Genomic DNA, 15102 nt, shown 5'->3' on the forward strand with positions numbered 1-15102 from the left:
TCGAGAAATTGTCGATCGAGGTTTCATCTTTACGGGCTGTGAATTGAGGCGAGATCGCGCTTTTCAAAAAAAAAGCCCGACCGTTATCGATCGAGCTTTGAGGAGAATTTCAAAACATTGCAAGTAGAACGCTTACTTCGACCCGGAGAACTGGGAGATTCAGTTTCCAACAAATCCGATCGACTTGCGATCGGTAACTTTGTCACTGACGTAGTAACGGTTCTGCTCGGTATTACAGCGTTTCCAACAAATCCGATCGCAGGTCGATCGGCAACTCGAAACTGAAGGACAGTGTGCATCTGCTGAACAAGTGGAGCTTCCAACAAATCCGATCACAGATCGATCGGCAACACGTCGTTCTGGCTTCTTTCGCTGCTGGTGCTTTTGGTTTGTTTCCAACAAATCCGATCACAGAAGATCGGCAGCCAGTGCCAGGAAGGGCAGGTCGCACTTTCCGAGTGGTAACGTTTCCAACAAATCCGATCGACCTGCGATCGGCAACAACAAACCTTCACATTTGATGTGGTAGGCGATTTATCGTTTCCAACAAATCCGATCGCAGAAGATCGGCAACGTGCAGGAAAGATTGAGGCAAGCGCAGAGTCAACCCCGTTTCCAACAAATCCGATCGCAGGTCGATCGGCAACTTTCGCAGACCGCTCCTAACACTGCGGTGAATAATCATGGGTTTCCAACAAATCCGATCGCAGATGATCGGCAACAGAGGTGATTTCAACGTATTCAACATCGTTGGAGCGCAGTTTCCAACAAATCCGATCGCAGATGATCGGCAACCGCAGCTCGAAGAAGTTCAGCAACAACAATCAGCGTTATCGTTTCCAACAAATCCGATCGCAGAAGATCGGCAACAGGAAGTTGGAAAGCGTGGCAAGCAAGTCTTTGCTAGGTTTCCAACAAATCCGATCGCAGAAGATCGGCAACTCACTTGCATGGTTATCATAACCCTGATGGAAGTCTTGGTTTCCAACAAATCCGATCGCAGAAGATCGGCAACCGGAGTTTGAGTTCGGGCGGGAAACCATCCAGATCACTGTTTCCAACAAATCCGATCGCAGAAGATCGGCAACTCTCAAGAGGAGAACCGCCAGAAAGTTGCTAAGCATTGGGAGTTTCCAACAAATCCGATCGCAGGTCGATCGGCAACCTCAGCCCCAGCTGCATCTCGCTCTCGTGTGACAAACATTGGGTTTCCAACAAATCCGATCGCAGATGATCGGTAACGTGCAACGGTCAACACTGGTGGAAATCGGACAGAAGTTGAGTTTCCAACAAATCCGATCGCAGAAGATCGGCAACTGGCTATTTTTCAAAAGCTGGTCTCACTCCTGATCAAGGGTTTCCAACAAATCCGATCGCAGATGATCGGCAACCTGAACGGGAACAAGGTCGCATCCGCTCTGGTTGTTCTGTTTCCAACAAATCCGATCGCAGAAGATCGGCAACCGAGTGTCATATTACGACCCCAACTTGCAGCGCGTTGTATATCAGTTTCCAACAAATCCGATCGCAGAAGATCGGCAACGCTTCTGTAACTCAAACGAATGATGAAATCATCATTCAGGGGTTTCCAACAAATCCGATCGCAGAAGATCGGCAACAGGATGGAAGATTGAAGTCTCCATTCAGAAATGTGAGGTGTTTCCAACAAATCCGATCGCAGAAGATCGGCAACATTCTTGCAGTGGCAACACGGCAGGGAGCAAACTGTGGAAAGTTTCCAACAAATCCGATCGCAGAAGATCGGCAACTTATGCTCCAGATATCGTGTGTATCATATTGTCTCCTATAAGGTTTCCAACAAATCCGATCGCAGAAGATCGGCAACACTTGCAGCACTGGTGACGCAACGGGTTCACCGATTGCTCAGTTTCCAACAAATCCGATCGCAGAAGATCGGCAACCGCGTTCATTCGATGCAGTGTTGGGTCAATTCGGCAAACCGTTTCCAACAAATCCGATCGCACGTCAATCGGCAACGTTGAATCAACTTGGACTGTCTAACGAACAGGCTCAGGCTCTGATGTTTCCAACAAATCCGATCGCAGAAGATCGGCAACTTTCTACGGGAAGCATCAGCAATACCATTACGAACCCGTTTCCAACAAATCCGATCGCAGAAGATCGGCAACAGCGCAGCGTCAAAAGCCTGCTGACAATTCTAAGGCAATCAAGTTTCCAACAAATCCGATCGCAGATGATCGGCAACGAATTATTGGAACTTCGATACTGTTATTAGCTGTGGTTTCCAACAAATCCGATCGCAGATGATCGGCAGCCAGAAACAATTCTGGCTTTGTTGTTTGTGGCAGGTTATACGAGTTTCCAACAAATCCGATCGCAGAAGATCGGCAACGCCAAACAAAAGGACGAACAATGGTGATTGACGCAGCACAGTTTCCAACAAATCCGATCGCAGATGATCGGCAACCTCTTACCCAGCAAGAATATAGGGAATTGATTGAATTTTGTGAGTTTCCAACAAATCCGATCGCAGAAGATCGGCAACTGTCGGTGCGTGGGATGGATTGTTTTAGATGAGCAGTGTTTCCAACAAATCCGATCGCAGAAGATCGGCAACTCGAAAAAGAATGACACCGCTCGACAAATCATGATGAAGTTTCCAACAAATCCGATCGCAGAAGATCGGCAACCTCAGCATGACAGCAGAAAACAAGCAACAACTTGTCCAGTTTCCAACAAATCCGATCGCAGAAGATCGGCAACCGCAGACAACGGAAAACTCGGAAAGTCACCCCCAAAGTGAGTTTCCAACAAATCCGATCGCAGATGATCGGCAACAAGTTTTTTATACCCAACATATGTTGTAGGGCTGATTGAGTTTCCAACAAATCCGATCGCAGAAGATCGGCAACGGCGTAGGGAGCTGGCTCGGCGGTGAGGTATCGCTCAGTTTCCAACAAATCCGATCGCAGATGATCGGCAACCACAGCGAGTTGAAAAACTTTGTACTTTTCGTTCTCGTGTTTCCAACAAATCCGATCGCAGAAGTTCGGCAACTTATCTCTCCAGAAGTATTACACAGAAAGCGTTTCAGAGGGCAAATCCACGCAGGTCATTTTCACTATCAATAACAACTTCCTTCCTGAGAATAGAATGGAGTTTCAAGCGCTGAAATCCTTGCCACATAGACGATCCACGGAGGTCAACGAAAGAATGGCACTTTCAGAGATCGATCGACCTCCGTGGAAATTGGGCTTCTCTATGGTTCTTCACCCGCATACGTCCATCGTTTCCGGTTTTAGATGGACGAAAATCTGTCAGACGTGCATCCCTTCAAAATTTTCATGCACACTTTCAAAAATTTCGTCCATGTTGCATAGAGCAACGTCCACCGTTTCAAAATTTATATAGGCGCTGCTCAATCACACCTGCACACTTTCAAAAAATTCATGCACACTTTCCGGAGTTTCATCGATACTTTCCAGATTTTGATACATCCATTTAACCTAAGTATCTATGAATAAAAAAATACGAGTATTATGACAAAGCTGATCCGGATTCCTGATCCTCACAAGTGAAGCGATAAAAGATAGTTCGCCCAAGTCTCGCGATCTCATGAGCATCGAAACCAAAACAATCTATACCGCGATCACCTTTGCCCCCGTCCAAGGCTTCATCGAAAAATCCCGCAAACTTCGCGACCTCTACGGAAGCTCCTTCATCCTCTCCTACCTCGCCAACGCCCTTTGCGACACCGCCAGAACCCATCTCCCAACCTCCGATCCTCCCTATTCTGGCTATCCCGTCATCTCCCCCGCTCTCATCGATGTCACCCAAGGCACACCCAACCTCATCCTAATCGCCGGACATCTCCCCCTCGACCTTGCCAAAACCGAATTTGACAAAGCTTGGAGCGCGATCGCAAAACTCTGCCGAAGCGCGATCGAACAAAGGCTCAAAGGCTTCGATTATCGCTACTGGAAACGCGAATGGTCACTCTGGGAAAGCCACGCCTGGGAATTCTTTCACGCCACTGGAGACACTCCCGAAACAGCACGTCGCAATCTATTTGAAAAAAAGCGATCGCGCAATTGGACAGGCATCAACTGGAGTGGAGAAAGCTCAACCCTATCCGGAGCCGATACGATCGCGTATCCCGGAATGAATGAAATTAGCAACCCCAAACAGCGCAACATTCGAGAGATTGACGACAAAATTAAACAGTTTTATCAACAGTTAAGTCAATGTTGGGGCGAATCGATCATTGATGAACGCGAACAACTCAGCGTTCCAGAATTGATCAAACGCTTAGTCACAGTGGATGCGATAGCACAAGCACTCCCGAACATCGAAACACCTGGCTCATTTCAACGATTGAATCGCTGGAAAGATCAAACACCTGAAGATGTTGATCGAGCAGAAGCAAAACGCTGGACAGGATGGTTTCTCGGAGATGGCGATCGAGTCAGTGATTATCTAAGAACGCTCACAGAATTGGAACAGCACAACTTCAGTGCAGCCATGCGAACCTGGGGAACCTCACTCAAAGATCAGCTTCCGTCTACTCGCATTCGAGATGGGCGGATTATCTATGCAGGCGGAGATGATTTTCTGGGTGTACTGTACCGAAACGAACCTGATCCAGCCCTCACTGCTTGGGAATCTCTGCAATGGCTTTACACATTCCCAACCATTTGGAACAGTCATGGATACCCGATTACAGCCAGTATCGGATTTGTTTGGGCGGCTCCGAATGTGCCACAGCGAGATGTATTGCAGCATTGTCGAGAAGCAGAAAAATCGGCAAAACAGAACGGACGCGATCGCATTGCATTGAGAATCTTGTTTAACAGTGGCACTCATTTAGAGTGGGTCTGTCCTTGGTGGTTACTAGAACCATTGTTAACGGGATATCGCGATCGTAATGGCATCCAAGGCAAGCAAGCCAACTGGACACACTTCTACAATGACGTTGCAATTCTCGAATCTCGCCATGCCTTTCAGGGAGAACAAACCGAGGTTGCATTCTCGTTACTAGCCGTCTACTTTCCTCAAGATGTAGTTGAAAAACTGCGGCTATCACACAACCCCTCAAATCCTGATGGATTCAATCTCTGGATCACTAACCTTGCGAAAGTAGGATTTCATCTATGCAACAGTTGAGCCAGCCAAAGACTTTGCCTGCGTTTCAGTATCTAATTGCGATCGAGCCTTTGGGCTTACTCTACGGTAGTACGGGTCGCTTTCTCTCACCTGAGAACTTAGTCGGACGCTCAGGCACTCAATTTCCGCCCAGTGCTGCAACATTATCAGGCTTATTAGCTGCACATTACAGCGATCGCCCAAATCATCTCCAAGATCTCCAACTTGCAGGAGCATTTTGGGCATGGAGCGAAAACCCGCAAAACTTCTATGTTCCAACACCGTTTAACTATCTGGTACAGCAAGGAGAAATTGTCGATCGCTTAGTTCACAAGGGCGATCAGTGGCATTCAGAAAAGACCGTAAATAAAGTCGATCGCGATACTTGGATCGCAATACAAGATTGGAAAAATCCGACTCAGACCCATAGCAACCCCTGGGAATATCTACCCCATTTGCATCCTCGATTACGCCAAGATGAGCGGCGAGTTGCAGTCGATGAAGAGCAAGGCAGTTTGTTTCTGGAAAATGCGATTCAGATGCACCCTGAAGCTTGCTTAGTTTACTTGTCGAATACAGCGATCGAGGATGGATGGTATCGATTTGGAGGGGAAGGGCATTTAGTTTCTGTCCGATGTTTGTCGATCGCTGCTGAAACCCTTGAAATGCTGCGTCAGCCTGTTGGGTCGAGCTTTGCTTTGATTACTTCTGCGGTTTGGGGGTCGAATCGACTTTCTTATCGTCAGCCGCTTTCATTGCAAGACAAAGATCAGCAAATTTGGGACGTTAAAGCCTTGTTGACCGAGCGACCGACTCCGTTTCGATATCGCTTTGGCAATCGCAAAGATGAAAACAATCAAGATGTTCATCAACCTCATCAGCCGAAGCTTTTATCTCGCGGACGATATGCAGTTCCCGCCGGAAGTGTGTATGTCTTATCGCATGAATTATCAGCTTGGCAGGATTGGGAGCTAGATTGGTTTCCCAAAGAAGGCGTTTCACTCAAACGATGGGGGTGTGGGTTAGCTCTGCCTTTGTCGATCGCATAATTTTTCACAACCTAGGACTATGTACAAGAAAGCTTACGGCATCATTGAAACGCTCGCTCCTGTTCATGTTGGGGCAAGTGCTGGTGAAGAAACTGGAAATCTCAATTTGATCTTTCGCGATCAGTTTACTCAGACAGGCATCATTCCAGGCAGTTCGATCCGGGGAAGATTTCGGGCGGATATGCGCCAAAAGGAAATCGAACAAGGCGTAGAAGATTGCCCTGAAACCGCAAATTGGTATGGACATCATGTGATTGCAGGACAGCGAGACGGAGGAACCACTGAAGCACAAGTGAAGTTTGAGTATGCTTCGTTAGTTTGGCTGCCTGTGTTCTGTCCGGGACAGCCGATCGTGTGGGTGACTTGTCCTTGGTTACTTCGTCGATATAAGCAAATTGTAGACATAAAAGCAGAGCTACCAAAACCTTACACGGCTCCCAAAGGACTCCAAGGTAGACAAGTAGACGGCACAAACGGAAAAGTTTTGTTCTTTAACTTAGGCTTTCTGAAAATTGAACATGAAGCGGATCTCTCAATGTGGATTCCGTCTGGGATTGATATCAATTCAAATAACTTAGTCGTCGTCGATGACAATGACATTGCAATGCTGCATGATATGGCTTTGTTTCGTCAGAGTCGAGTCAAGTTACTCGATGACATGAAGAAAGTTGATACGAAAACCGGAGCTTTTTTCAATGTAGAAGCTTTGCCCGAAGGCAGCATTTTAGTCTTTCCGATCGCATTAAAAAATCCCAACTGGAAACCGTTCAATGGCTCTGATACAGACGAGCTTTACTTTGGTGGATTAGAGTCGATTGGCTTTGGGCGGTGTCGTGTCACAGTAAAAGGAGAATAGTTATGGCTTGGCAATCTTCTTGGCAACCTTATGGACTTGATCGAGCGGCTCAAAAGCTCGTATTGCAATATCGCGATCGCGGTGTCCTCAATGAGTCTCACAAAATGCGCTTAGCTGTTGCTTACGGTCTAGAACGTTTCTGGGGCGAACATTTGCGCTTCAAAGGAAAAACTAATCCGAAGCAGGAAGACATTAACAAATCTGATTACTGGAAAGCTACGTGGGATGCCTTAGTTGAGATTCTCAAAGAAGCAAACTTTACTATCCCTAATGACTCAGTAAGCGTCAAAGATACAAAGCAGATCCAAGCCATGTCCGAAAAACTTTGGACATTGAGCATTGAAGAACAACGCATTGCGATCGCAGTCCTCACCCAACTATGTGATTCCTTAGTATGGTGGACGCAGCGCTACAAGACGCGGGAGGTAGAATAATGACGATTGTCCCAGAGGCGTTTAAGAAAGTGCCGATGATGTTTCAGGCACAAGTGAGCGGACGATGTCAACTCCACTACATTGCAAATACTACTGTGGAACAGTGGGCAGATGAGTGGATTGATAAAGTCGATCGGCAACTTCCAGAATCTCGATCGGGGGCGCAAACTCGTACTTTTACGTTTACTTGGCGATTGGTGTCAAATAGTGGAGTCGATGATAGTGTGATCCGCCCAGTGATTGGGGCGCGGGGCTATCCTTACTATCCCGGTAGCAGTATGAAAGGTGTGTTTCGTCGAGCTTGTAGCTCTGAGCAGGCAGCGCGTTACTGTGGTAAGCCTTTGCCGGGGAAAGATTGGGAGCCGGGAATTTTGCGATTTCATGGGGGCTATCCGGTTAATAGTGATTGGACAAAAGGCTTGGTTGATTTGGTGCATCCGCAGCAGGGGCGACAGGTCAAAGACCAATCTGAAAAGTCGAGCGCATTTGTGCAGGTTTCGCTCTATCAGCCTGAAATGCGGTTCGAGATTTCGAGTACTGAAACGCTGAGTGATGCGGAGTGGGAGAGCATTTGGGGGATTTGGGCGAAAGCGATCGCTCAAGGGATCGGTAGTCGGGTCTGTGCAGGCTATGGACAGCCGCAGCTTTCTGGAAAAGTAGAAGCATTGTATCGAGTCCGACTGAAGGGACAAGGGCAGGCGGCGAAGCGGATTGATGAGTCGGGAGAGTTTCGACCGAATGCGTTTCGAGCGGCAATTCGGGGTCATGCGATGCGGATTTTTGGCGGATTGACGGATGAGCGATCGACGGAACAAATCGTCGATCGCTTGTTTGGCGGAATTCGCGATCGCGAAGGGACAACGGGACTATTGATGATGCGATTTCAAGCGTCGCATTTGGAAGTAAAACCGTTTGGTAGAGGGGCTTTTGCTCAGCCTGCTTATGAAGTCGAAGGTGAGCTAGCTTGGATTCTTACGCAGTCGAAGCTCGATGAGGCAGAGCAGAAAGCGTTGCGAGCTTTGATCAAGGCTTTGACCCAGTTTGCAATGGTATTTGGTGGGTTTGGGAAGTCTTGGCGACGAGCGGATCATCGATTGTTTTTCGGGGAGTACTATGAGGACTCGCATAAGCCGCTGATTGGGTGTCATTGGCAATGGGTGGGGGAGGCTTCGCTGGTCAATGATGTGCAGGTGCGAAAGCTCGATCGAGTTTCTGAGTTTATCGACAAGGTGCGGGAGGCGGCGCGGGATTGGATGAGATTGCAGAAGATTCAACCTGCAAGACCTGCGGATTGGCGGGAGAGTTGGCATCCGGGGCGGGTTGAGGTTTGGGGACGGGAGGCAAGCGATCGAGAGGATAGTGAAGCGATCTCTTGGCTGCATGGGGCGTATCAGGAGAAGATTGCGGGGGTGCAGGAGCGGGGTTCGATTTATGAGTCGTCTTTGACGGGGGGTGTGGGGAGGATTGGGCGATTGTGGCATCGAATGTATCCGGTGGTGGGGTTGCGTCCGCCTGAAAAGCCCGGAGGGAAGCCGATTCCAAAGCCAACTCCGAGATTTTTGGAGGTGTTGACGATTTTTCCGGATGAATCGCGGGAGTCGGAGCAGTTTTTGCGGTTTTTGCAGGAAAATCAGGGGACTTTGAGGGGGTTTCGGCGGCTTTGGGGTGGAGAGTAGAGGTGCGAGACTGATGCAAATTGGCTGCAATGCTGATTCTTTGGTTTCGAGCCTCGATAGCTTGTGGTGTAAGGGTTTTGGAGAATTCGGGCGAGATGGATTCGCAATAATTGGGGGATTATTGACTTGAAAAAAATGAGGCTCGCAAATAGGATGTGGAAGGCTGACAGGATAAGGATTCTGTGAGCAGGGGTGAACCGATCCTTTGCGATCGGATTTGTTGGAAACTCCTTTGAGTTTTTCCATCAAGGCACCCGTACAGGTTCAGTGAACCGATCCTTTGCGATCGGATTTGTTGGAAACTTTCCGACTGAGCCTTTCATGGCTTGCCTTAATTCTTTTTGTGAACCGATCCTTTGCGATCGGATTTGTTGGAAACTCAATAGTTCCTGCAGAGACATCCAGAACAGCATAAGTGAACCGATCCTTTGCGATCGGATTTGTTGGAAACATAACTGCTTTTGCAGTATTGAAATAAGCTTCAGGAGTGTGAACCGATCCTTTGCGATCGGATTTGTTGGAAACCCACAGAAGATCAACTGCTTAGGCGGAGTTCCTACCACGATGCATCCAGGCGTGAACCGATCCTTTGCGATCGGATTTGTTGGAAACCCGTCAATGTACTGAACTTCGTATCCTCGCCATCCTGTGAACCGATTCTTTGCGATCGGATTTGTTGGAAACTCAACGTAATCGACTGTGTAGCCTCGCCATCCTTGGTAATGGTGAACCGATCCTTTGCGATCGGATTTGTTGGAAACTTCTTACAGGTAAATCTAAACTCCACGTACCGCTTACCGGTGAACCGATCTTTTGCGATCGGATTTGTTGGAAACACCGTTCAGTCAATATTTGTTTTCTTGGTTGTCCGTGTGAACCGATCCTTTGCGATCGGATTTGTTGGAAACACAGGTAAGAATAAATAGTGTCCCCAAGCTTTGCCTCTGCTCTTGTGAACCGATCCTTTGCGATCGGATTTGTTGGAAACGAATAAAGCTTTTCATCACCATCAATTGGAGTAATGGAGTGAACCGATCCTTTGCGATCGGATTTGTTGGAAACGGAAGCTTCTTAACATCTTTGATGCCATAGATTTCAAGTGAACCGATCCTTTGCGATCGGATTTGTTGGAAACTAGTGCGATCCCATGTGTTGGCGGAACCAGTTTCGATTAGGATTGCCGATCATCTGCGGTTACGCAAACGTGTGCCGAAAGCATCGGATTTGTTGGAAACGTCTGATCCTGTCCCTGCCCTTGTCATTGACCTTGGTTACTGATCGTCCGCGATCGTATTTTCTTCAAAGCTCGAATCGATAGATCGAGCTTTTTATTTGAAAGATTATTGGCTGCGCCCAAATGAATTCTATTGATCGATCTCGGAATGCAAGTAATACAGATGTCTCTATACGTCACGTTAACCTTTGTTATTTCTTTTTGTCGGCACAAGTTAAAGCCGCAAACAGAGCCATGATGCTCTCCTGGAATCACTCTCAATCACCAAGTACATGTGATGCTGTCCAGAACGTCTATACCTCTATCTCAAGAGTGTGGGCATCTATAAAGCCTGTCGTATCAATAGTTTTAGATTCTTTTCCACACTGGTTCACTGCATTTTGAATGGAATTAAACTTTAAAGAGGTGATGGTTCGTAAATAGTACGGCTCTTATTGCAAATGCTAAAAATCAACTCAGGAGGGCATTCGCGAGATCGCCCTACGTCAATAGCATTGAAGGGATCAGGGGTTCAAATCCCCTTAGCTCCATAATCTGTGAACAGTGACAGTCTCCGTTTCAAACGAACCTCTGCAACTCTGCTAAATACTTGTCAATCATTCCGACCAAAATCCTTGATCTGATTGATGCGCGATCGTAGAAGGATTTGCATAACTTACCGATCTTGCCCGTGTATGTTCTCGACCATTCAAAGTTCTGAAACAGAAACAAATCGGAGGTAGTTTATGGCGACAACAAAATCTTTTGACCAATACACGGTCACCCTTTCCGGCGGAGTTGAAGGTCGTGTCGGCTTGCTCATGTGCTACAGCGGCAACTCATTCGTCGGGCGAATTGATTTTTACCCGGATGGAACAGCCTTGACTCAGGACTATCTCTGGCATCCTGCCCCAATAGGAGAGTACATCGTGCTTCACATGCCGATGAGTCGCTTCGAGGCAGTTATGGCGACAGTACGGCAAGAGAAACCGCTTCAACTTTACATCAATGTAAACCGTAGCAATGGCGCTACCACTTCAGGATACGGCTCTCTGACCACGAGTGAGAAAGAGCCGATCGGAGAGGAGGAAGGTACGGTCTAGGAAAAGATAAACCTAGAAAGCATCCTCATTGAAAGTATCGCTTTCCTTCAGACTGGTTTTGGAGCGGGTTGAGACAAAGCCCGATAGCTTGATTTGCGGAAATTCCACGGCATCACTAGATTCCGTTGATTCCAAAACGCCCGCCGTTTCAGTTGAGCATCCGCTTCAACCGTCAAGCATTGTTTCGCGTTGCATCCGTTCAAGTCTTGTCTGTACGCAACGGCTTGTCTAGACTTAAACTTGCAAAAACTTGATTAGCGTTTTGCTGACAAGGTTTGATCAGATGACACAGCTCTCTCTTTAACATTGTGCTCCGACGCTAACATTGTTTTCACTTGTTTCAGTAAGTCGTCTTGTTCTTGTCGTAAAGCTTCTAATCGATCGAGCACTTCTATCAATCGTTGAGAAGAATCAGACTGAGCGAATCGACGCGGCAAAAGAAGCCGTTTGAAGCCAGTCAACGGTAATTTTAGAATCGATGAAATTAATTGCACCACTGCATCCACGAGCGCGGTTAACAAACTGAATGCGAGCCAAAGGACAAAAATCGCAATGCCAATGCTCCAAAGCGGATGCAACAGAATCCACGCAAAAATGGGATGCGCATCGATCCAAGCGTGCACAGAATTTTGGACATTCGCGGTAATCGCATCGCTTAAACTTCTAGCTTCGAGAAGAGGAAGAGTCGCCGTTTCTTTCATTTTTTCTCCCACACCTGAAAGAGTGCCTTCAATTTGCTGCATCCTTTCAGAAATTCCAGTTGGAGTAAGCGGATTCATCGTGTTCTTCCTCAAGACGACCTACTCTTAGCGTGCTCTAAATCGAAAAAAATTGCACCACGATCAAAACCATGGAGCAAAATGCAGCAGAGATCAAATGCTGAGACCTAGGGCGAGCTTTCTAGAGATTTTCGTCAGAAGAGCCATTCAATCATGTTGCTCCACATGTCTAGAACACGACTGGATACAGCTTGCCAAGAACTCTGTAAACTGCTCAAGCTAGAGCGGGCTGCGGTTTATCGCTTCAATGAGGACTGGAGCGGTGAATTTGTCAGCCAATTCGGGATTGTCGAACCGTTTTGGGAGCAGACGAATCCCTTTGGTAAAAATTTGGTTTGGGAAGATACACACCTCCAAGAAACTCAAGGTGGACGCTACCGCAACAATGAAAGTTTTGCGATTTCGGACATTTATCAAGCCGGACACTCGCGCTGTCACCTAGATGTTTTGGAGCAGTTCAAAATTCGCGCTTATGTCCTGGCTCCCATTTTTACCGGAACCAAACTCTGGGGACTCATCGCCGCTTATCAGCACTCTAGCCCTCGCCAGTGGCAACCCTTTGAGATTGAGTTTCTAGAACAGGTGGGTGCCCAATTAGGCGTCGCCATCCAACAAGCCGAGAATTTAGAGCAATCGAAACAACGGGCGATCGCGCTGCAAGATGCGATCGCCCGTCAACGTGCCCTCACCGAAGTCGTTGGCAAAATTCGCTCCTCGCTCGACATTCACTTGATCTTGAAAATGACTTGCCAGGAGGTTTGCAAACTCTTGCGGGTTGAGCGCGTTGCTGTCTATCGCTTCAATGAGGATTGGAGTGGGGAATTTATCAGCAACTTTGGCATGGTCGAACCTCAATGGGACAGCATCAATCCTTTTGGACAAAACTTGGTTTGGCAAGATACTCATTTGCAAGACACTAAGGGCGGACGCTATCGCAACAATGAGCATTCTGCCGTCAATGATATCTACCAAGCTGGGCATTCGCGCTGTCATCTCGAAATTCTAGAGCAATTTAAGATTCGAGCGTATGCGCTAACCCCGATTTTTGTCGGACGCAATCTTTGGGGACTGCTTGCTGCCTATCAACATTCTGGAACGCGCCAGTGGGGTGAAGTCGAAGTTGAGTTTTTGGGACAAGTTGCGAGCCAGCTGGGTGTGGCAATGCAAAGTTCCAACTTGTTGACGCAAACTCAAATTCGCGCCAATGAACTACAACAAGCTGCTGAACAACGCCGGATCTTGTTTGATATCGTCGTCAAGATGCGGGAGTCACTAAACTGGGAAACGCTCGTTAGAGCAGCACTGCCAGAAGTGCGGCGAGTACTCAACGCTGATCGTGTCGGAATTCTCCGGTTCGATCCAGATTCTGGATATTGCAGTGGAGAATTTATTGCCGAAGATGTGCTGCCGAACTTGGACTCTGCCCTCAATGTCAAGGTGCACGATCGTTATCGCGATCAGCACCTCAACCAATTTTCTCAAGGAACTGCCCAAGTTATTTCCGATACGACCAAACTTGAGGCGAAGCTGCCCTATTTCGATGTGATTGAGTGGTTCCAGGTGAAGGCACAAATTACAGTTCCTCTCATGGAAGGCGATACCCTTTGGGGGCTGCTATGTATTCATCAATGTGGTCGGACTCGCCAGTGGGAAGAGACTGAACTAGAATTTGTCACCCAAGTCGCAGCGCAAATCAGCGTTGCATTGCGCCAAGCTAATCTCTTCCAGCAATCGAGTCTACTCGGACAAACGCGAGAAGAAGCAGATCAACTTGCCCAAGCCCTTAGAGACCTCCGTGCGGCTCAACTTCAAATCATTCATGCCGAAAAAATGGCGAGTTTGGGACAATTGGTTGCAGGTACTGCCCACGAGATTAACAATCCGATTAATTTCATTCACGGCAACCTAGAACACGCTGAACAGTACATCCAAGAGTTACTGCACTGTACGATGCTCTATCGAGAGCATTGCCCTGATTCAATTCCCCAGATTCAAGCGCATTGGCAGAATGCGGATCTAGAGTTTACAGTCGAAGACCTACCGAAAATGTTGGAATCGATGAAGGTGGGCACAGAGCGAATTCGCGATATTGTCACATCTTTGCGGAACTTCTCACGCTTGGATGAAGCCGAGTTTAAGACCGTAGATATCCACGATGGTATCGATAGTACATTGATGATTTTGCAGCATCGCTTGAAACCGTCGATCGATAGCCCGATGATTCAGGTGGTCAAAGACTACGATGCACTCCCCGCGGTGGAATGTTATCCCGGTCAACTGAATCAGGTGTTCATGAACTTGCTGTCAAATGCCATCGATGCGATCGAAGAACGAAATGTTGAACGATCACCAGACAGCCTTGCAACATCCCCAGGCAAAATTCGTATTTCCACCGCGATGATCGATCAAGATTCTATCTCGATTCGGATTTCGGACAATGGATTGGGAATCGATGAAGCAGCATTGTCTCGGCTATTTGACCCCTTCTTCACTACGAAAACGATTGGGAAAGGAACAGGCTTGGGGCTGTCGATTAGCTACCAAATTGTGACGGAAAAGCACCATGGCAAACTCTACTGCCACTCAACCTCTGGTCAGGGCGCTGAATTTGTCGTTGAGCTACCGATTCGCCAGGCAGGTGTGAGGTAAGTGAGCAGGTAGAACGTCGGTTAGCTCGCCCAAGAGTCCTGAATTGAACGACAGTTGAATGATTTTGCACTCCAGATTTGTGTGAAACGCGCTGTAGATTCAGGACTCGAGCGATTGCAATTCTCTAGCCAGATATCGTACAGACATACACTAAGATTTTTCTCTGAGTATTACCTTGCTCTTATACAATTGCGATTTCTTGGGAATCCTCACTCCAGT

At 47.6% G+C, this 15102-nt stretch carries 11 protein-coding genes and 4 CRISPR repeat arrays; of the genes, 9 read left to right on the forward strand and 2 right to left on the reverse strand.

Features of this window, described 5'->3' with window-relative positions; genetic code table 11:
* Nucleotides 1-117: 117 nt before the first annotated feature.
* The 8 genes from ACMUEV_RS19290 to ACMUEV_RS19325 all read left to right on the forward strand — a co-directional run bounded on the left by ACMUEV_RS19290 (nt 118) and on the right by ACMUEV_RS19325 (nt 11455).
* Nucleotides 118-285, forward strand: a complete 168-nt coding sequence (locus tag ACMUEV_RS19290; RefSeq protein WP_415354639.1) for a hypothetical protein — start codon at nt 118-120, stop codon at nt 283-285.
* A gap of 237 nt (nt 286-522) precedes the next feature.
* Nucleotides 523-666, forward strand: coding sequence for a hypothetical protein (locus tag ACMUEV_RS19295; RefSeq protein WP_415354640.1), 144 nt, complete (start codon nt 523-525; stop codon nt 664-666).
* Between the two features lie 21 nt (nt 667-687).
* Nucleotides 688-1089: direct repeats of the CRISPR family, unit length 35 nt; unit sequence GTTTCCAACAAATCCGATCGCAGAAGATCGGCAAC.
* A 118-nt stretch (nt 1090-1207) separates the two neighbouring features.
* A CRISPR array of direct repeats spans nt 1208-1923; the repeat unit is 35 nt; unit sequence GTTTCCAACAAATCCGATCGCAGAAGATCGGCAAC.
* Nucleotides 1924-2043: 120 nt separating this feature from the next.
* Nucleotides 2044-3039: a CRISPR direct-repeat array (repeat unit 35 nt; unit sequence GTTTCCAACAAATCCGATCGCAGAAGATCGGCAAC).
* A 558-nt stretch (nt 3040-3597) separates the two neighbouring features.
* Entirely contained in the window at nt 3598-5145 is a 1548-nt protein-coding gene (locus ACMUEV_RS19300) for a Cas10/Cmr2 second palm domain-containing protein (RefSeq protein ID WP_190650815.1), read from the forward strand.
* Entirely contained in the window at nt 5133-6173 is a 1041-nt protein-coding gene (locus tag ACMUEV_RS19305; protein WP_190650817.1) for a type III-B CRISPR module-associated Cmr3 family protein, read from the forward strand. The genes ACMUEV_RS19300 and ACMUEV_RS19305 overlap by 13 nt, the downstream gene beginning before the upstream one ends.
* A 19-nt stretch (nt 6174-6192) precedes the next feature.
* Nucleotides 6193-7029: an RAMP superfamily CRISPR-associated protein gene (locus tag ACMUEV_RS19310; RefSeq protein WP_190650819.1), complete on the forward strand. Its 837-nt coding sequence runs from the start codon at nt 6193-6195 to the stop codon at nt 7027-7029.
* 2 nt (nt 7030-7031) lie between these two features.
* A complete protein-coding gene (locus tag ACMUEV_RS19315; protein ID WP_190650820.1) occupies nt 7032-7463 on the forward strand; it encodes a hypothetical protein in 432 nt (143 codons plus the stop codon).
* On the forward strand, nt 7463-9139 hold the full coding sequence (locus ACMUEV_RS19320; protein WP_190650822.1) for an RAMP superfamily protein: 1677 nt from the start codon (nt 7463-7465) through the stop codon (nt 9137-9139). The genes ACMUEV_RS19315 and ACMUEV_RS19320 overlap by 1 nt, the downstream gene beginning before the upstream one ends.
* Nucleotides 9140-9331: 192 nt before the next feature.
* Nucleotides 9332-10274: a CRISPR direct-repeat array (repeat unit 36 nt; unit sequence GTGAACCGATCCTTTGCGATCGGATTTGTTGGAAAC).
* 824 nt (nt 10275-11098) lie between these two features.
* Nucleotides 11099-11455, forward strand: coding sequence for a hypothetical protein (locus ACMUEV_RS19325; protein ID WP_190650824.1), 357 nt, complete (start codon nt 11099-11101; stop codon nt 11453-11455).
* 47 nt (nt 11456-11502) lie between these two features.
* Here ACMUEV_RS19325 and ACMUEV_RS19330 read toward each other — a convergent pair whose 3' ends face one another.
* The gene (locus ACMUEV_RS19330; RefSeq protein WP_190650826.1) at nt 11503-11658 is read right to left on the reverse strand and encodes a hypothetical protein; all 156 of its coding nucleotides are present in this window, start codon (nt 11656-11658) and stop codon (nt 11503-11505) included.
* A 51-nt stretch (nt 11659-11709) separates the two neighbouring features.
* Complete coding sequence (locus ACMUEV_RS19335) at nt 11710-12234, reverse strand: hypothetical protein (protein WP_190650827.1); 525 nt, start codon at nt 12232-12234, stop codon at nt 11710-11712.
* Nucleotides 12235-12399: 165 nt separating this feature from the next.
* Here ACMUEV_RS19335 and ACMUEV_RS19340 point away from each other — a divergent pair, with 165 nt between their 5' ends.
* Nucleotides 12400-14883, forward strand: coding sequence for a GAF domain-containing protein (locus tag ACMUEV_RS19340; protein WP_242044383.1), 2484 nt, complete (start codon nt 12400-12402; stop codon nt 14881-14883).
* Nucleotides 14884-15102: the final 219 nt, after the last annotated feature.

Origin of the sequence: Leptolyngbya sp. FACHB-1624, from assembly GCF_047649235.1 — a bacterium.
GTDB classification, from domain to species: domain Bacteria; phylum Cyanobacteriota; class Cyanobacteriia; order Leptolyngbyales; family Leptolyngbyaceae; genus Leptolyngbya; species Leptolyngbya boryana.

What these genes read in the sequence shown, in the direction of transcription:
- ACMUEV_RS19300 (WP_190650815.1), top strand. Translation starts at nt 3,598, where the DNA reads ATGAGCATCGAAACCAAAACAATCTATACCGCGATCACCTTTGCCCCC.
- ACMUEV_RS19305 (WP_190650817.1), top strand. Translation starts at nt 5,133, where the DNA reads ATGCAACAGTTGAGCCAGCCAAAGACTTTGCCTGCGTTTCAGTATCTA.
- ACMUEV_RS19310 (WP_190650819.1), top strand. Translation starts at nt 6,193, where the DNA reads ATGTACAAGAAAGCTTACGGCATCATTGAAACGCTCGCTCCTGTTCAT.
- ACMUEV_RS19315 (WP_190650820.1), top strand. Translation starts at nt 7,032, where the DNA reads ATGGCTTGGCAATCTTCTTGGCAACCTTATGGACTTGATCGAGCGGCT.
- ACMUEV_RS19320 (WP_190650822.1), top strand. Translation starts at nt 7,463, where the DNA reads ATGACGATTGTCCCAGAGGCGTTTAAGAAAGTGCCGATGATGTTTCAG.
- ACMUEV_RS19325 (WP_190650824.1), top strand. Translation starts at nt 11,099, where the DNA reads ATGGCGACAACAAAATCTTTTGACCAATACACGGTCACCCTTTCCGGC.
- ACMUEV_RS19335 (WP_190650827.1), bottom strand. Translation starts at nt 12,234, where the DNA reads ATGAATCCGCTTACTCCAACTGGAATTTCTGAAAGGATGCAGCAAATT.
- ACMUEV_RS19340 (WP_242044383.1), top strand. Translation starts at nt 12,400, where the DNA reads ATGTCTAGAACACGACTGGATACAGCTTGCCAAGAACTCTGTAAACTG.